Origin of the sequence: Acidovorax sp. JHL-9, assembly GCF_000426205.1 — a bacterium.
GTDB classification, from domain to species: Bacteria; Pseudomonadota; Gammaproteobacteria; order Burkholderiales; family Burkholderiaceae_C; genus Acidovorax; species Acidovorax soli.
This window is the reverse complement of record NZ_AUEX01000043.1, coordinates 1-17,611: the sequence shown is the minus strand read 5'-3', so window position 1 is coordinate 17,611 and position 17,611 is coordinate 1. Positions and strand designations below refer to the sequence as shown.

The window sequence follows — 17,611 nt, the reverse complement described above, 5'->3', positions numbered from 1 at the left end:
GGCACTGGCCTTGGCATGTCAGTCGTGCACGGAATCCTTCGCGATCATCAAGCAGCAATTCGTGTCACAAGTAAGTTAGGAGCGGGCTCTTCATTCAGCGTCATTCTTCGACCTTCCGAATCACAGTGCAGCGACGGTTTGGAGGCAGACGTTGTTATGGAAGAAATGTGTGATGACGGACTCCTGACGCGTTTGAAACGAGAAACAACGATTCTTCACGTGGATGATGATGAGCTGATCGGATCAATGGTTGAACGCATGCTCACGAAGGCGGGTTTTCCCGCTCATCACTATCTGCATCCCAAGAAGGCCCTGGATGACGTTTGCTCTGGGGCAATAGGCTACGACCTTGCCATCCTTGACTACGCCATGCCTGAGTTGGATGGACTAAGCCTTGCCAAAGAGTTGCTTCGCCTACACCCTGGAAAACCAGTTGTCATCACGACAGGATTCATCTCAGACGATTTGAGAAAAAATGCGCCAACCATCGGCGTCTCGGAACTGATTCCGAAGCCGAACACAGGAGCGCAGCTTCTCAAAACGATTGAGCGGCTCGCTTTGCAACTGGCTCAGTCACGCGCCACAGGTGACTCTTCTCAGACTGTGCGAGTAGCCGAAAGCCCACCTCGTGCACCGTGTAGCGCAAATCGCGTTGCAAGGTTTGAAACAGCTGGCGGTGGCGTGGCAAAAGACCAATGCACCGGACGCCATCAAGCACGGTGATCGTTGGGGGTACAGGTGGTTGCCAACATGAACCGGGATAAGGTGGGATCACCTGTTTGTGCTCGGCATCCTCAGGGCGCGGAGCGCTGCGTACGCTTCGTGGTTGCGCTCACATCCTGGTCGGCGCACTGACGCCGAGAATCGCGAGGCCATTGCGCAGCACCTGCGCGGTAGCACCGACAAGCGCCAACCGTGCCTTCTTGACACTCTGGTCGTCGACAAGAATTCGTTCGGCGTCGTAGTAGCTGTGGTAACTAGCGGCCAGCTCGCGCAAGTAGAACGTGACGTCGTGCGGCGCGAAATCCTTCGCTGCCGCGTTCAGCATTTCTGGATATCTGGCGAGTAGCAGCATGAGCGCCTGCGCGGCCGGGCCTTCAAGTGCCAAAAGTTCAACATCGTGCAGCGATGCCACATCGCCACCCCAGCTCGCCAACACCGAGCAGATGCGCGCATGCGCGTACTGCACGTAATACACCGGGTTGTCATTGTTCTTCGTCACGGCAAGGTCGACGTCGAACGTGTATTCGGTGTCGGGCTTGCGGCTCAGCAGAAAGAAGCGCACCGCGTCGGTACTGGTCCATTCGATCAGGTCGCGCAGCGTGACGTAGCTGCCGGCACGCTTGCTTATCTTGACCTCTTCTCCACCCTTCATGACGCGCACCATCGTGTGCAGAACATAGTCGGGATAACTGGCCGGAATGCTTTCGTCCACGCCCTGCAGGCCGGCACGCACGCGTGCGATGGTACCGTGGTGGTCTGTACCCTGAATGTTGACGACCGTATGAAAGCCCCGCTCCCACTTGGCGATGTGGTACGCCACGTCGGGAACGAAGTAGGTGTACGTGCCGTCACCCTTCTTCATGACGCGGTCCTTATCGTCGCCGTAGTCGGTTGACTTCAGCCAGAGGGCGCCGTCCTGCTCGTACGTCTTGCCGGCGGCCACCAGCTTGACCACCGTCGATTCGACGCGTCCGCTAGAGTACAAGCTCGACTCGAGGTAGTAATTGTCGAAGCGCACGCGGAACGCCTGCAGATCGAGGTCTTGCTCCCGCCTCAGGTAGGCAACGGCGAATTCACGGATCGAATCGATGTCATCGACGTCGCCACTCGCGGTAAACACGCGGTCGTCCGACTTCACGGTCTTCTTTGCAACGAAGTCCTCGGCGATGTCGGCGATGTAGTCGCCGTTGTATGCCGCGGCCTTTTCGCCGCTCGGCCAGGCAGCGTCGCCCGGCTTCATACCCCTGGCGCGCATTTGCACGCTGCTGGCAAGCGTCTGGATCTGCACGCCCGCGTCGTTGTAATAGAACTCGCGGTACACCGCATCGCCCTGCGAGGCGCGCAGGTTGCAGATGGCATCACCCAGCGCTGCCTGGCGGCCGTGTCCCACGTGCAGCGGTCCGGTCGGGTTGGCCGAGACAAACTCCACCAGCACCTTTTCGCCGGTAGCCGGCTGCCGACCGTACGCATCACCAGCGGCGAGCACTTCGCGCACGACCTGCTGCTTGGCGACCGCCTTCAAGCGGATGTTCAGGAAACCAGGGCCAGCAACCTCGACTGCCTGCACCCACTGCCCGAAAGAGGGCGTGGCTAGTAGCGATGCACTCACTTCCTCGGCAAGTTCGCGAGGCTTGCGGCCAAGCGGCTTGGCGAGCTGCATGGCAGCCGTGCTGGCGAAATCGCCGTGCGCCGCCACCTTGGGCGACTCGAACGCGGCTTTGGCGCCAGCGCCGGGCGAGAGAGATTCGAGCGTTTTCGCGAGCGCCGCGAGCAGCTCTTGTTTAACCAATAACATCTGTGAATTTTACTGGGGGCACACCCTGAGTCCGCCTGGTCGGTCATCCGTCAGCCGACCTGGTCAAGGACGAAAACACCACAAGAGAGCTCTTTTCCCTGAGCGCGCTCGGCGCATCATCCTTTTCTTTGGCACCAATGCGCAGTAGATAGCACCTTCGCGATCTCCGTGTCACATGCAAACAGATTGGTCGACGCCCTTGGAGCGTCGGAAACGCTTGGACCCAAGCAGAAACTACCCCGGAGACTCTCTTCGCATCTAGGTCCGCACTTCAGGGAGCGCGACCTCTGAGAAGTGCCGTCTGATGAGATCCAGCTTAGGGTCAATATAGCGGCGGCAGAAAGGCCTGCTCGGGTTGGTTCGATAGTAGTTCTGGTAACGCTCGTCCGACGCCTTGAAATTTCTAAAGGGCAGAACGGCGGTATGCACCGCATCGCCAGACTCGTGGGCGAAGCCTGCTATCGCCAGCTCGGCCTCATGCCGTTGGCGATCTTCGAAGATGTAAATCGCACTGCGGTATTTGCTGCGAAGTGAACGGGCCCTGGTAGCAGAATGTGTTCTGAGATGAACCTCGGAAAGCGTTGCCAACTGAATTACGGAGGGATCGAAGGTGACGATCACTCCTTCTGCCCACGTATCTGCCGGCGCATCTGATTGCACAAAGCCCTGGTCGACCTTCTCGACACCGCGCAACGCTTGGAACACCCCTTCTGTGCACCAATGGCATCCGCCTCCAAAAGCGAGCTTCTCCACATTTACCTCCCACGCATAAGCGCAATTTCTGACGCAGGCTTGCCCAATTGAACGCCAGGAATGAAATGAGTGAACCGCACCGCAACTTGGTCCAAGACCTCAGTACCAAGGCAACGACTCGCGCTTTCAACAACCACGGTTTCGCCGTCGAGCCGTATAGCGAAGCTTTGAGCCTCCTCGACAGCATCAGGGGCGTCGATGTGCTCTATTCCCATGACGACGAGGGCCGCCACAGCGTTTCCGTGCAGGATGACTGCAGTGTTGGCCTTCGACAGCGGAGACTTCTTCAGCAGGGCACGCAGGCCTTCTGGCCCTCCAAGACTATTGAAGGTAGTCGCCCTCACCTCGACACGATCACAACATGCGGCATTCATAGCCACTTTGCCTTCTTGAAGCGCACGTACAGAAACAGGCAGATCGTCGCCATCAGCCCGAGCACAACGAGGTATCCATAGGTTGACTCCAGCCCCGGCATGTTCTTGAAGTTCATGCCGTAGATTCCAGCGATCGCCGCCGGGACTGCCAGTATTGCCGCCCAAGACGTAAATTGACGAGTGATGACACCCGTCCGTTGCGCCTCAAGCAGGCTGCTGAATTCAAAGACCGTCCTCAGGACCTGAAGGAGACCATTGACCATGGACTGCACACGATCTACGTGGTCAGCGACATCGTCGAAGTACGGTCTCACTTCAGCACTGATGCAGGGATAATGTCCACGGACAAGTTTTCTGACCAGTTCGGCCATAGCGCCGAGCGTGCGTTGGAAGCGCGTGAGTTCGCCCCTCAGACTGAATATCCGGGCGACCTCTTCTCGCCCAAGAAAGTCTCCCACCGATCTCCTCTCCATCTCCAGAACGTCATCCTCGATCATTTCAAAGATGGGCAAATACTGGTCCACGATTCGGTGCAAGATCGCGTGCAGCACGTAGTCGACACCCTTTCCCAGGAGCGTCGGCGAAGCCTCGAGCTGCCCGCGAAGGTTGCCTAGCGCTCCACCGTTGCCGTGCCGCGCGGTGATGAGGTGATTGTGACCCGTGAAGATCGCCGTCTTTCCATAGCTGATCCGGTCGCCGACCAGCTCGGCGGTTTGAGCGACGATGTACAGCTCATCGTTGTAGACCTCGAGCTTTGGCGGGCAAAGCGGGTGCATTGCGTTATCGACTGCCAACGGATGGAGGTGATACGCCGCTTGGAGCGTGTGAAGTTCGTCGGCGCTGGGCTCGCGAAGCGCAATCCAGCAGAAGCCCGAGCGCGCCTTATCCTGCTCGAAGCGCTCGTCGAGTGCGATTTCACGGATTCGCTTTCCTTCGTTGTAGTAGTAGGCGGCGATAACGCTCATGCTGGCCTCGCTGGAATGCGCAGACCACGCTGCACCGCTGGTCGAGCCAGCCCGCGTGCGAGCCATGCTTGGATGTTTGAGTAGTTGCTGATTCCAAGGATCTCGCCAGCGGCATACGATTCAACCAGCGCATTTACCCAGCCCAGCGTGGCAACGTCCGCAATCGAATATTCGTCGACGATCCAGTCGCGACCTTCAAGCTGGCGATCCAAGACTCCCAGAAGGCGCTTGGACTCTTCGGTAAAGCGCTTTTGAGGCCGCTTGTCTTCATAGTCCTTACCGCCAAATCGCACGAAAAACCCGAGCTGACCGAAAGTCGGGCCGATGGCCGACATTTGAAAGAACACCCAGGTCAGGGTTTCGTATCGTTTGGCGGGTTTGCTCGGAATGAGCTGGCCCGTCTTGTATGCCAGATAGAGAAGGATCGCACCGGATTCCCATACGGCAATAGGTTTACCGTCGGGTCCCGCTGGATCGATGATCGCTGGGATGCGGCCGTTCGGGTTCAACGATACGAACGCTGGATCCTTCGACTCATTGTTTGAGATGTCGATCAGGTGAGGCTCGTACGCCAAGCCGATTTCCTCCAGCATGATCGAAACCTTGACGCCGTTGGGAGTGGGTGCTGCATAAAGTTGCAGGCAATCGGGATGAGATGCGGGCCAGCGCCGCGTGATTGGAAAGGATGAAAGGCCTTGCATGGTTTTTATCCTTGGGGCTTCGACAGCGACAAACTGGTATGCAACCATCCCATCAAGGCCGGGGGGTCGGTGACTGCATCGCTAGACCACGCAGTCACGAAGACTGCTGCTAGCAGGGCCGTCGCGACGGCAACGGCAGTGAAGCCTTCTCCGCTGCAGTCTTGGCTGCGGGCTGCGCAGCGCCAATGATCTAGCGCTTCGGATGCCCCCAGCCTCCACGGGGGAGATGACAGGTATAGCCGTTCAGCAGCGTCGAATATGGCTCGCCCTTTCTTCGATCAAGCAAAGCCTTCAAGCACGACCTTACCTATGGTCGTTCCACTTTCGAGTTGCGCATGCGCCTTCTTGAGGTTTTCGGCATTAATTGGACCGAGGTTCTGCGTGGCAGTTGAGCGGATTCTTCCATCATCGACCGCGCTAGACATCGCATTGAGGATTCGCCCCTGCTCGTCCATATCCGGGGTCTGGAAAATGGACCGCGTAAACATGAGTTCGTGATGGATCGATACCGCCTTGCGCTTGAACTTCATGATGTCGAAGCCCGATGGATCGTCGATCAGGCATAGACGCCCCTGCGGTGCGATCAAGTCGGCGATGTCGTCGACATGCTTGGCGGTTTGCGTCGTTGAGAATACAAATGCGGGAGCGCCGATGCCTAGTGCCGCGACCTGGCCAGCGAGCGGCTTCGAGTGGTCGACCACATGGTGCGCACCAAGCGACGCGACGAAATCCCTGGTCTCAGGACGCGAAGCCGTCGCAATAACGGTGAGGCTAGTGAACTGGCGTGCGATCTGAACGGCGATTGATCCCACCCCGCCAGCACCGCCGATGATCAGGATGGCGGCAGCTGCGCCGGGAACCGGCTTCTTCACATCAAGGCGGTCAAAGAATGCCTCCCATGCGGTCAACGATGTCAGCGGGAGCGCCGCGGCGTCGGCCCAGCCGATCTTTGACGGCTTCTTCCCAACGATACGCTCATCGACGAGATGGAATTCAGCGTTTGCCCCCGAACGGTTGATGGCGCCTGCATACCAGACCTCCTCTCCCACCTTGAAACCTGTCACATCGGGGCCGACCGCCGCGACAATTCCAGCAACATCCCAGCCCAGCACCTTCCACTCAGCGCCTTCTGCTGGCGGCGTGCTGCCACGGACCTTGTAATCGACCGGATTGACCGAAATGGCCTTTACTTCGACGAGGATGTCGCGGTCCTTTGGTTGTGGCTTGGGCAACTCGATGTCGACGAAGGCATCCGCGGCCGAGATTGGCGATGGAGTCCGGTATCCGATGGCTTTCATGGGTGTTTCCTTTAGGGTTGTGTCGAGGTCACTTGGAAAAATTGCGAAGGGCTTCTTCGCCAGCTTCCTGGTCCTGCGCCCAGCTTCCCCCGGAAATGCCGATCCCGCCAATAATCGCACCGTCCTCCATGATTGGAAACCCGCCAGCGGCGGCCATGACGCGGGGAACGTGCCGTAGGTTCGAGGCGCCGCGGTCTTCCAAAAGGTCGACCCATTGGGCTGTCGACAGGCCGAAAGATGCCGCGGTGTAGGCCTTGTCGATGGCAATGTTGACGGCAAGATAGGAACTGCGATCGCTGCGTTCAAACGCCTTCAGATTGCCGGCCACATCCACGATCGCGACGACCGGTTCGAATCCGATGCGCTGAGCGGCGGCGATGGTCTTGGCGATGAGGCGGGCGGCGGCCTCTCGAGTGACGGAGCGGGAGGTGAAGCTGTTATCGGACATGAGGATCCTTTTCAATGGTTGAGATTCTGACGGGCCTTGGCGCATCCGGCGGCCGAAACATCATCAGTGGACGGTGCAGCGGCAACGGCATTGACGCCTGTTCCGATGCAGTCCCGGTTGCGACCTACTTTTCGTCAGCTTTTCTGCGCTTTGGAAGGATCCAGTCGGGACGTGGGAAGTGGCATGTATAGCCGCCCGGGAGCTTCTCCAGATAGTCCTGGTGCTCCGGCTCGGCCTGCCAGAAATCACCGGCCGGCTCGACCTCGGTGACCACTTTTCCACCCCACAGTCCGGACGCATCCACATCGGCGATCGTCTCATCAGCAACGTGCTTCTGCTCCACGCCGAGGTAGTAGATGGCAGACCGGTAGGAGAGCCCACGGTCATTGCCCTGACGGTTCTTCGTCGTCGGGTCGTGAATCTGGAAGAAGAACTCCAGAATTTTCCGGTAACTCGTCAACTCGGGGTCAAAGATGATCTCGATCCCTTCGGCATGCGTGCCGTGATTGCGATACGTGGCGTTTGGAACATCGCCGCCGGTGTAACCCACGCGAGTCGAGATGATGCCGGGCTGCTTGCGGATGAGATCCTGCATTCCCCAGAAACAACCGCCGGCCAGGATGGCTTTTTCGTGATTCATCAAACGTTCTCCACTTGGTCGAGATAGGCACCATAACCCTCGGCAACCATCTCTTCGCGGTGGATGAAGCGCAAGGACGCCGAGTTGATGCAATAGCGCAAGCCCCCTCGGTCCGAGGGTCCGTCGGGAAACACGTGGCCCAAATGGCTGTCGCCATGGGTCGAACGCACTTCGGTTCGCACCATGCCGTGCTCGGTGTCGCGCAATTCGTTCACGTTCGCCGGAACGATCGGCTTGGTGAAGCTTGGCCAGCCAGTACCCGAATCGAACTTGTCCGCCGAAGCGAACAGCGGCTCTCCCGACACTACGTCGACATAGATGCCAGGCTCCTTGTTGTCGTTGTACTCTCCCGTGAAGGGCCTTTCGGTGCCGGACTTCTGAGTAACCCGACGTTGCTCGGGGGTCAGGCGGTCAAGTGCTGCCTGTGTCTTTTCAAACTTCATGAAGTTCTCCTGTGCTTACTTAAAGGGCTGGGCAGCTGCGCCCAGCGGGTTCTGCTGGCCATCTGAGGTGTCCTCCCCAATGGCCAAACACGGTCAGTGCTCATCTGACAATAGGCGTAGACTGTCAATACGGCTCGAAAACAGGCGGTTGAGGGGACCACCGAGGACTACCGCTGTAGAACTTGCCCCATCGCACTAACCGAGAACTCTCGGCCTAGGGAACTCTGAACAAGTCCACCGTTCATGCTGCCACTTGTGTTGCTTGATGCAATGGAGCCTGCGGGATGAGCCAGATCAGTTTTAAGGGCGCAGAACAAAGGTGCACTCCCAGTGACTCCGGACCATTGTTTCTTGGGTACCCTCAAGGGTCAACAGGCCAATGTGTTTCATCGTCCGGCAAAAGAGGCCAGGAAACCTGAAGTCATCTGCCAGTGTGAGGCAGGCCTGGTCAGTGCGTAGCAGCCCGTCGCGGGAGCGCTGACGTTTGCGTACTATCGGGATTTCGAGGCGCCGCTTCGACCTGAATTCACGTGGAGTCAGCACCTTGAACGAACGACCGCTACTACGCATTTCGCCAGGCGATCTCGAGGGTGTGCTTGGTACTCTCGATGTCAGTTTCGTTGCCCTTTCGGAATGCTTAGTGAGCATGGGATACAGCCTGGAACTGGGCGGCATGAACGCGCCCGGCATCCACTACAACATCGTTGGTACTGGCCGGGCCTTGATTGGCAATCGCGACCCCATACCGTTGATGCCCCACACATTGATCGTTGTGCCGCCAAATTCGCCTTTTCGAATTGAGGTGGAGGGCAGCACAGGATTCACAGGCCTGCGTTCCGTCAAGAAGCAGCCCCAGATGATCTCGTCAAGCACGATACGCAGATTCTCGGCGGGAGATGGAGATCCTTCTTTGATACTGGTGTGCGGATACTTTCATGCCACCTACGGCGCCTGCGCCGAACTCTTTGGTAGCTTGACAGAGCCGATCTTCGAACAGTTCGACATCGACGATCACGTTGACACGAAACTGCAGACAGCGCTCAGCGAGCTCGTCGCACAGGAGGTTGGCAGCGGGGCAATGAGTGCGGCCTTACTAAAGCAAGTCATCGTGTTGCTTTTGCGTCGGTCGCTCGTCTCCATGAACGCCTGGGTGGAACGCTTTTCGATGCTCAGCGATCCGTTAGTAGCAAGAGCCTTTGCCGCAATGGCCATGCGTCCTAGCGACGATCATTCACTTCAAAGCCTCGCCCACACGGCCTGCCTCAGCCGCTCTGCTTTCGCCGCTCGATTTACCGCGGCTATAGGAAAGTCTCCGATGCAGGTGCTTCGGGAGCTCCGACTGCGGCAAGCGATGTTCCAGCTAAAAGCCAGTGGCCTCGCCGTCGAGCTCGTTGCCCGCAACGCCGGATATGCCAGTCGGAGCAGTTTCACAAAAGCATTCCGAAGGACCTACGGAATAGAGCCGTCCGCAGTCCGTCGCAGCGTTCCAGCTGAGGCCTAGCCGACTCAGGACGTAGCGTCCTGTGCTTCCGCCTGATCACAGGCCTGCTCCATGTCGCGCATGTGCTCACAAAGAGAAACTGCCTCGTCCGCCAAGCTCCCCGAGAAAACTAAAGTCGGCAAGGCTTCCGACCCGCGCTCAATCGTCTTGTACACAGGGCAGTTTGAGACGATTTCAAGAAGTTTCTGTTGCTGCTCGTCGCTCAAGCTTCCCTGAAGCTGTATTTCCAGACTGAAGGTGTCCGCCGCGTTCAACCCATTTCGGAGATGCGTCACCTTCACCCGAATCCGCTCCAGTGGCCACTTCTTGCGCGACGCATATAGACGCATCGTCATCACTGAGCAAGTCCCAAGGGCCGCACTCAACAAGTCGTATGGGTTGGGACCGGACCCGAGCCCCCCTATGCCTATCGGTTCATCCACGATAAACGTAGAGGAGCCAGCCCGCACCTTCAGCTGAAACGGGCCATTCTTGGTCTCGTCGATGACGATGGTTTCCCCAACCGCATCGACTCGCTGATTTATAGCCATATGAAATACCCCTCCAGGCGCCTAGAGCCTCCACTGGGTAACGACTACCAGAGACTGCCGGGCACGGATACCAGATGGGCGGGCCTTTTCTTGCCCACCTTCTACGTCGTGGGCGACACACCGTGTGGTGCACTCGGGCCAGCAATTAGAAATATACCGCCACCAAGACGTCTCCGAGTCCGGAAGAAGCGTCCAGCGCGCAGCGCCCGGCGGCCCCTCGTGTGCCGCGCCCCAGTCGGACGCCCCTGCTCCATCGATCAGCGAGTTTTCTCAGCGACCGAAACGAAGAATATGCGGCCGTCCCGCTTCACAACTATGACTGCTCGTTGGGCTCGCGAACTGACTTCCGTAAAACTGTTCGCAGCGTGGAGATTGACGTGGAAAAACGGGAAATGCCAGTCTGCGCTATGCGTAACACGACAAGAAGTGAGTCTCTAGAACAGCGGGGAGCCCAGTTCTCTTCATTAACAACTTGAAGTCCGAAAGAAGTGGTCACTTGTCGTGGAGTCCACGCTCTGGCTCGGATGGTCGATGCTCCCGGCCAACATCCATGCAGAATCAACTCCCCTGCTCCCTGCTCCCTGCTCCCTGCTCCCTGCTCCCTGCTCCTGCTCCCGCTCAGGTAAGCGCGAAGGGAAGGCCGACGGCCTGGAGAAATCCGTGTCCCGAGTTCGTTCGATGCTGCTAGAGGAACGTCAGATGAAGAAGCTCTTGTTTGTCGTCGACCCGCTGGACGAGTTCAAGGTCCAAAAGGACACCACTTTCTCAATAATGCGTGAGGCGCAGTTGCGGGGTCACCATATAGCAGCATGCCTGCCGCGAGACATTCAGTGGAAGTCAGGCAGTTTTGTCGCAGCCACAGTACAGCAAATTAGCCTGACCGGATCCTACCCAGGCTGGTACCGCGTCCACGACACAAAGCAAATGCACTTGAAAGACTTTGACGCTGTCCTCATGCGCAAGGATCCACCATTCAACGCGGAGTACATCTACGCCACCCACTTGCTGGAACAAGTTGAACGGGAGGGTGGCAACGTAGTGAACAGACCGCGGTCACTTCGCGACCACCCCGAGAAACTCGCAATCATGGAGTTCTCTCACCTCGCACCGCCGACGCTGGTTACGCGCAATGCCGAGTCCGTGCGAGACTTCCACGCGGAGCATGGCGATATCATTCTTAAGCCGCTTGATGGAATGGGTGGCAAAGGCATTTTCCGTGTCGGACAGGGCGCGCTGAATCTCGGAGTCATCATCGAAACGTTAAACAAGGGTGGCGCCGAAACCATCATGGTCCAGCGCTTTGTGCCGCAGATCGCAGACGGCGACAAGCGCATCCTCATAATCAACGGCGAGCCCGTGCCTTTTGTCCTGGCACGTATTCCGCAGGGTACCGAAGTGCGTGGAAACTTGGCGGTTGGGGGCAAAGGGGTGGCGCAGCCTTTGACTCCGCGCAACCGTGAGATAGCAGAACTTATCGGCCGAGCACTTGCACCACGCGGACTCTTACTCATTGGGCTTGATGTGATTGGTGATTCTGTTACTGAGATCAATGTCACCAGTCCTACTGGCTTTCAAGAAATCACTGACCAAACCGGCTTCAACGTTCCGGCGCTTTTTGTCGACGCGTTGGAACGGACTACACGCACAACGTAGGTCGAACCCCCGCGGCGCCCGCTGTGGTTCCCGGCGCACAGCAATTGGCCTTTAACTTTGGGAGTGAAATATGCTCGAAAAGCTGCACGTAGTTTGTCCAAACTGCCAGATCACAAACCGGATAGCGAGCGAACACCTCACGAGCGAGCCAAACTGCGGTAGCTGTCATCAACCTCTATTCAACGCGAGCTCATTCAACTTGGACGAGGCCTCCTTCGACAAGCATGTCTCGCGAAACGAGACTCCGGTTCTGGTGGACTTCTGGGCGCCCTGGTGCGGGCCGTGCCGCCAGATGGCACCCGCGTTCGAACATGCTGCGGCGCAACTCGAACCCGATTTCCGGTTGGCAAAGGTCGATACGCAAGCTGTCCCCTCCCTGGCAGAGCGCTTCAACATTCGAAGCATCCCGACACTGGCTCTATTTCAAGGAGGACGTGAGGTTGCCAGACAAACAGGTGCCATGAGTGCACCGGACATCGTCAGATGGGTCCAGGCCCAAGCCCTAGCACGGAACCTGGGATAGATATTGCATAGCCACCGTTGCGTCTTGCTCTTCGAGCCAGGATTTGTTCAGCGGCCATGGTCTTTGGGCCGTCAACGGACGACCTCACTCTGACAAGTACTCCTGTCCCACCAGTTCATTCTGGGCGAAGTTCATCGTGTCTGGCAGTTGGTGAACGCATGTCCATAGGAAAGCATAGCTATGTGCAATGCGTTTACCGCTTCATCATCCGGCTACTGCCCTTCCTCGTGCTGAATTTTCTCAGTGCCCTCGGCGCCACCGACTTATGAGACATCGATAAACAGATGTCGACCCCTTGGGGAGTAGTGCGAAGCGATGCGCGGGTCGCCCTTCACACTCCCCAGACGATATCGACCCTGGCTTTTTCGCAGCGCTGCAGCATCTCGATTAGGGGGATGCTGCGCACGCGCAGGCTCACCGTGTCGGAGGAAGGCGATGCATCGTCTGCGTCTTCGTCTTCCTTGGGCTTCTGGCGCGCCTCGTCGGCCGCCACGGCAGCGAGGATGGCCTTCACGGCCCCACTCATCTCGGCGGGCTGGATGATGCCCGGACCCGACGGGTCCTTGCCCATGATCTCCAGCAAAATCTTGCCGTGCTGCTTGAGCATCACGAGGTCGCCCGTTTCACGGGACTTGAATCGATACGTAGACATAAGATGCCTCCTGTGGTGAGGTGCCAGACCATTCTTGCGCCGATGCGCCCCCGAGACCAGGCGGCCTCGCGAACAAGATGGTCTGGACGGGGCCCGTTGCCTTATGTCGGCTACGGGTTTTGTGCTTCGTGTGCATCACTTCCTTGTCTAGCTGTACCGGAAATGACATGGCGCCTCAGGCTGTCTTCGTCATGTACCCCATCCAGGGCCAATAGGTCAACGCGAAGACAACCAGAAGCGCCATGGCTACCAATGTGATGACGAAGCCGGTGCGAACGAAATCTCGTGCGTCGAATGTGCCTGTGCCGTAGGCAATCATGTTCTGCGGCGCGTTCACCGGAAGGATGAATCCAAAGCTCACGACGAACTGCAAAAGCATCGTCATTCCGATGACGTTGATGTCTGGCGTCTGAACGGCCAGCAGAACGCTCATGATGATGGGAATCATCGTCGAGGCGAGAGCTGTGGCGCTCGCAAAGCCGAGGTGGATGACGATCAAAAACAGCGACAGCAGCATCAGGACAACGAAGGCGCTGGCGTGTTGAAGACCAAGGTTCTGCACAATCAGGTTTGCGAGCCAGCCGGCCGCATTGGTCCTCAGCAAGGCCGTTCCCACACTGATGCCGACCGCGAACAGCACGACCGTTCCCCAAGGAAAGCCGTGCTGCGACTCTTTCCAATCCATCACGCCCAGGCGAGGCAGCAGCATCAAGGCGATCGCGGCGATAGTTGTCGACGACGTGTCGAAGTCGTGCAGCACTTTCTCGGTCGCCCAAAAGCCCAGCAGTACCAACACGATTGCCAGGAGCTTCCACTCTCTCGTAGTTGTCTTCCCGATCGCATCCAGCTGCTTTCGAATAGTCGCCCGCCCGCCCTCGATCTCCTTCATTTCCGGTTTCATCATGCGGGTCATGATGAAGTAGACCGCGACGCTCATCAGGGCTGAGAACGGCGCCCCGGCAATGAACCACTCCATCCACGTGATCGTGGCCTGGAACTGCTTTTCGATGAAGCCGATAGCCACCAAGTTCTGCGCCGCCGCGGTCTTGATGCCGATGTTCCAGACGCTGGCAGTCTGTGCCGCTGCGATCACCAGCAGGCCCGCGAAGCGACTGCGCTTGTCCACCTTGAAGGCAAGAATGAATCCCATCATGATGGGCACCAGGCAAGCCACCCTTGCCGTTGTGCTGGGCACGATGAACGACAGCAGGAAGCCCACGACCATGGCGCCAATAACGATGTGGTTGGTGCGCGCATCTACTTTTGAAAGCACGAGCAGCGCGATGCGCCGGTCAAGCCCCGTGGCCGTCATAGCGGCGGCGATAAAACAAGCTGCCGCGACCAATGCGACAGCACTGTTTGAAAAGCCCGACAGTGCCAGGCTCAGCGCCGCACCGGTCCCAATGTCACCGCTCGCTGGCTTTGCGACATCGGGGGTCGCAGCCAGAAGGAAGATCATCAGTGCGCCGACTACTACAGCACTCACGGCATAGTCGAGAGCCTCGGTCATCCAGACGATCACGGCGAAGGCAAGTACAGCCAGCATCACCTGGCCAGCCAGCGGCAGCCCCGGCGCAGCCGGCATCCACAGCACGGCCAACAACGCAGCAACCGCAAGGACGAGGCCCGCAGTCTTGATGAAGTGCCGATTCGATGAGGGCGGCACGGAAGGCACCTGTGTCGCGAGAGGAGCGGCCTTCAATAGCTGATTCATGAGATTCTTTCCTTGGCTGCTCTGGTGATGAGCGATTACCCCAGAAGATCGGCGCCCCCCGGCACCATGGCGACGTTCAGCGCAATTCAAGTTGCCTACGCAGACGTGCCACTTCTTCAATCAAGTCCGCCGTGAGGGCCGCCAGCTGTGGATCCGCATCAAAGCAGGTCTCCAAGTGCGCAACCCGACGTGCGCGCACCAGTGTGAAACAGTCGAAGCGCCATCCTTCAGACCCCACGTGGACATGCAGCACGCCTGCCTCAACGCGTCTCTCAAGCCAAAGCACGTCTACGCCGCAGGCCCGCGCCGCCTCCTCAACTGAGAACACCGCGCCTATCAGCACTTCTGCATCGAGTATGGGTTTCATGTTCACGCTCCTGCGACTGTCCGCGCGTCAAATCCGGGAAATGCGTGCGCCAAGGCCGAGTACGCGTCGCGCTGTCCGTCGGTGGCAGCGGCCGGCAAGACGACTTCCAGCACCAGGTAAAGGTCACCGGGTTCGGATGCGGGGATTCCACGACCCCTCAGCCGCAGCTTTTTGCCAGGCGTCCAGCCGCCAGGGACTGTTACCTCCACAGCGTCGTCCGCTGGCAGTCGCACCATCACTGACGCTCCAAGCGCGGCTTCCCAAGGAGACAGCGATAGGCGACCGTGTACGTCCTTACCGTCGGCACGCCACTTGGTATTTGCGCGGATCACCACTTCCAGGAGTAGGTCGCCGGGTGGGCCGCCGTTGACGCCTGGACTACCCTGCCCAGCCAACCGGATGTGCTGACCCTCCCGTACTCCCTTCGGTATCCGAACTTCCAGTTGGCGTTTCTCGCGCCTGGGTTGGCCTTGATCGTCAATACGCACTGCGTCTAGCTCCAGCATGCGCACCGCGCCAAGATAGGTATCCAGTAGTTCGAGTTCGATGCGTGTGTGTCGAGCCTCACCCGGAATTGGTCCTTCAGGGTGACGCGCCCCGCCCCGGCGCGTGCGGTTGGCCCGCCCGAACAACTCCTCAAAGAAGTCGCTGTGCTGCGCGTTTCCGCCAACAGATGTGAAGTCGAAGCCTTGTTGCCAGCCTGGTGGAGGCCGGAACTCGCGAGCGCTTTGTGGCTGCGCTAACAGCTGATCGTATTCGGCGCGCTTTTCAGGATCTGACAGAACTCCATTGGCCTCGTTCACCTCCGCCATCCGTGCAGACGCGTCCGGTACCTTGCTGACGTCGGGGTGGAACTTGCGCGCGAGCTTGCGAAACGCTTTTTTTATCTCCTCTGGCGTGGCCGTCTTCTCCACGCCGAGCGTCTTGTAGTAGTCCTTGAACTCCATGCTTGGCTACCCGGTCACCGTCGGAACTCAGCGGGAATCGGATCCACGCTCAGCTTCAAACTGGTGTCGCGCTCCACCGCCCCGACTCGCCCCGCACTGAGCGCACGCTCAATTGCCAACGCTGGTGGGCGCGTGCCGAATAAACCTTGGCTGCTACGTCTATACCGACATAGCTTCACCCTCAGCAAAAGGCTTTCCAATCGAAGTCTCATTGAATACCTGCCCCCGAGATGCCAGCGGCATGCGACGAAGGACGCGTTGCAACTTGACTGCTCCGACGGGCGCCAACATTGCCGCCGACTCTACTCTCGCCCGTTAACAGAATTCGCATATGGAGTCCCCATTCAACTTGCCGCCGACACGATGGCCCTCGGAGGGCGCTTAGGGAAGGTCTGCAAAACCTCCCTCCCGTTGAACTGGCAAACGGCGTGAAGTGAGGAGAAGATAGGGGCATGAACCAAATCACGCTGGGGCTGGACCCCCTCCACAAGAAGACGCGCAAGGAAGTGTTTCTTGAAGAGATGAACAAGGTCGTGCCATGGCATGCCCTGGTCGCGCTCATCCAGCCGCACGCCCGCGGAGCGCACCAGGCGCTCGGTGGACGCCCACCGTTTGCGGTGGAGACCATGCTGCGCATCCACTGCCTGCAGCTGTGGTGGAACCTGAGCGATCCGGCGATGGAAGAAGAGCTGCACGAGCGCCCCTTGTACCGCCGCTTTGTGGGCCTGGACGGCGCCGCGCGCCTGCCTGATGAGAGCACCATCCTGCGCTTTCGCCACCTGCTGGAGAAGCACCAGCTCGCCCCTCAGGTGCTGGGCACCATCAATGCCGGGCTGGCCCATCAGGGCTTGCTGCTCAAGACCGGGACCGTGGTGGACGCCACCATCATTGCCGCGCCCAGCTCGACCAAGAACAGCAGCGGTGAGCGTGACCCCGAGATGCACCAGACCAAGAAGGGCAACCAATGGCACTTCGGGATGAAGGCGCACATTGGTGTGGACGCCGATTCGGGCCTGGTGCACAGCGTGGTGGGCACGGCGGCCAACGTCAACGACGTGACACAAGCCGGCGCGCTGGTGCATGGAGAAGAGAGCGATGTGTTCGCTGACGCGGGCTACCAAGGTGTGGCCAAGCGCGAAGAGACGCAGGGCATCGAGGCGAACTGGCACGTGGCCATGCGCCCGGGCAAACGCAAGGCGCTGGACAAGAGCACACCCATGGGCGAGATCATGGACAAACTGGAGCAGGCCAAGGCGCGCATCCGGGCGAAGGTGGAACACCCGTTTCGCGTGATCAAGCAGCAGTTTGGTCATGCCAAGGTGCGCTACCGAGGTCTGGCCAAGAACACGGCGCGCCTCACGATGCTGTTTGCGCTGAGCAATCTGTGGATGGTGCGCAAACGACTTTTGAACATTGAGCGGGGATGAGTGCGCCCGCATCCCGGGCGATGCCCTGCGAGGCAGGTCAAAACGGCCGCAGAAGGCCGAAATCCGCCTTCAAAAACCATCGGTATCCGCCTTCCATGTCGTCATCTGAAAATCGACGACTCAGCTCACGCTGCGGCGGGGGTTATGCAGACCTTCC

At 58.8% G+C, this 17,611-nt stretch carries 19 protein-coding genes; 5 read left to right on the top strand and 14 right to left on the bottom strand.

The genetic code is table 11. The features are described 5' to 3' along the window. Positions 1–723, top strand: a 723-nt coding sequence (locus K225_RS21980; RefSeq protein ID WP_238323278.1) for a response regulator, incomplete at its 5' end; no start/stop codon positions are given. A 109-nt stretch (positions 724–832) separates the two neighbouring features. Here K225_RS21980 and argS read toward each other — a convergent pair. The 9 genes from argS to msrB all read right to left on the bottom strand — a co-directional run bounded on the left by argS (position 833) and on the right by msrB (position 8,140). Next, on the bottom strand, positions 833–2,518 hold the full coding sequence (gene argS, locus K225_RS0118545) for an arginine--tRNA ligase (RefSeq protein ID WP_026437753.1): 1,686 nt from the start codon (positions 2,516–2,518) through the stop codon (positions 833–835). Between the two features lie 258 nt (positions 2,519–2,776). Continuing rightward, positions 2,777–3,271, bottom strand: a complete 495-nt coding sequence (locus K225_RS0118540) for a peptide-methionine (S)-S-oxide reductase (protein ID WP_026437752.1) — start codon at positions 3,269–3,271, stop codon at positions 2,777–2,779. 2 nt (positions 3,272–3,273) lie between these two features. Continuing rightward, on the bottom strand, positions 3,274–3,645 hold the full coding sequence (locus K225_RS0118535) for a hypothetical protein (protein ID WP_026437751.1): 372 nt from the start codon (positions 3,643–3,645) through the stop codon (positions 3,274–3,276). Continuing rightward, positions 3,642–4,610, bottom strand: a complete 969-nt coding sequence (locus tag K225_RS0118530; protein WP_026437750.1) for a magnesium and cobalt transport protein CorA — start codon at positions 4,608–4,610, stop codon at positions 3,642–3,644. Before K225_RS0118530 ends, K225_RS0118535 begins: the two co-directional genes overlap by 4 nt. Continuing rightward, positions 4,607–5,311, bottom strand: coding sequence for a glutathione S-transferase N-terminal domain-containing protein (locus K225_RS0118525; protein ID WP_026437749.1), 705 nt, complete (start codon positions 5,309–5,311; stop codon positions 4,607–4,609). Before K225_RS0118525 ends, K225_RS0118530 begins: the two co-directional genes overlap by 4 nt. Positions 5,312–5,589: 278 nt before the next feature. Beyond that, positions 5,590–6,609 carry a zinc-binding alcohol dehydrogenase family protein gene (locus K225_RS0118520; RefSeq protein ID WP_026437748.1) on the bottom strand — a complete coding sequence of 340 codons (1,020 nt, stop codon included), beginning with the start codon at positions 6,607–6,609 and terminating at the stop codon, positions 5,590–5,592. Positions 6,610–6,637: 28 nt separating this feature from the next. Continuing rightward, positions 6,638–7,057 (bottom strand): heme-binding protein, encoded by a 420-nt coding sequence (locus K225_RS0118515; RefSeq protein WP_026437747.1) that lies wholly within the window; start codon positions 7,055–7,057, stop codon positions 6,638–6,640. Positions 7,058–7,181: 124 nt separating this feature from the next. Next, a complete protein-coding gene (gene msrA / locus K225_RS0118510; RefSeq protein ID WP_026437746.1) occupies positions 7,182–7,697 on the bottom strand; it encodes a peptide-methionine (S)-S-oxide reductase MsrA in 516 nt (171 codons plus the stop codon). Next, complete coding sequence (gene msrB / locus K225_RS0118505; RefSeq protein ID WP_026437745.1) at positions 7,697–8,140, bottom strand: peptide-methionine (R)-S-oxide reductase MsrB; 444 nt, start codon at positions 8,138–8,140, stop codon at positions 7,697–7,699. Before msrB ends, msrA begins: the two co-directional genes overlap by 1 nt. A gap of 544 nt (positions 8,141–8,684) precedes the next feature. Here msrB and K225_RS0118500 point away from each other — a divergent pair. Then, entirely contained in the window at positions 8,685–9,641 is a 957-nt protein-coding gene (locus tag K225_RS0118500) for an AraC family transcriptional regulator (protein ID WP_026437744.1), read from the top strand. Between the two features lie 5 nt (positions 9,642–9,646). On the opposite strand, the gene K225_RS21235 is transcribed toward K225_RS0118500, so the two are convergent. Then, a complete protein-coding gene (locus tag K225_RS21235; protein ID WP_051249077.1) occupies positions 9,647–10,171 on the bottom strand; it encodes an OsmC family protein in 525 nt (174 codons plus the stop codon). A 699-nt stretch (positions 10,172–10,870) separates the two neighbouring features. On the opposite strand from K225_RS21235, the gene gshB reads away from it, so the two are divergent. Together gshB and trxC are read left to right on the top strand one after the other, a co-directional pair. Then, positions 10,871–11,824, top strand: a complete 954-nt coding sequence (gene gshB / locus K225_RS0118490) for a glutathione synthase (protein WP_026437743.1) — start codon at positions 10,871–10,873, stop codon at positions 11,822–11,824. A 70-nt stretch (positions 11,825–11,894) separates the two neighbouring features. Further along, positions 11,895–12,347, top strand: coding sequence for a thioredoxin TrxC (trxC, locus tag K225_RS21975; RefSeq protein ID WP_034713375.1), 453 nt, complete (start codon positions 11,895–11,897; stop codon positions 12,345–12,347). Positions 12,348–12,678: 331 nt separating this feature from the next. Here trxC and K225_RS0118485 read toward each other — a convergent pair whose 3' ends face one another. The 4 genes from K225_RS0118485 to K225_RS0118470 form a co-directional block, all read right to left on the bottom strand. Next, positions 12,679–12,999 carry a DUF1840 domain-containing protein gene (locus tag K225_RS0118485; protein WP_026437742.1) on the bottom strand — a complete coding sequence of 107 codons (321 nt, stop codon included), beginning with the start codon at positions 12,997–12,999 and terminating at the stop codon, positions 12,679–12,681. 175 nt (positions 13,000–13,174) lie between these two features. Continuing rightward, entirely contained in the window at positions 13,175–14,713 is a 1,539-nt protein-coding gene (locus tag K225_RS0118480) for a DASS family sodium-coupled anion symporter (RefSeq protein WP_034713374.1), read from the bottom strand. 76 nt (positions 14,714–14,789) lie between these two features. After that, positions 14,790–15,080 carry a hypothetical protein gene (locus K225_RS0118475; protein WP_034713372.1) on the bottom strand — a complete coding sequence of 97 codons (291 nt, stop codon included), beginning with the start codon at positions 15,078–15,080 and terminating at the stop codon, positions 14,790–14,792. Between the two features lie 2 nt (positions 15,081–15,082). Next, positions 15,083–16,027, bottom strand: coding sequence for a DnaJ C-terminal domain-containing protein (locus K225_RS0118470; RefSeq protein ID WP_026437739.1), 945 nt, complete (start codon positions 16,025–16,027; stop codon positions 15,083–15,085). Between the two features lie 452 nt (positions 16,028–16,479). Between K225_RS0118470 and K225_RS0118465 the strand changes: the two genes are divergently transcribed. After that, on the top strand, positions 16,480–17,454 hold the full coding sequence (locus K225_RS0118465; RefSeq protein WP_026437586.1) for an IS5 family transposase: 975 nt from the start codon (positions 16,480–16,482) through the stop codon (positions 17,452–17,454). Positions 17,455–17,611 lie beyond the last annotated feature (157 nt).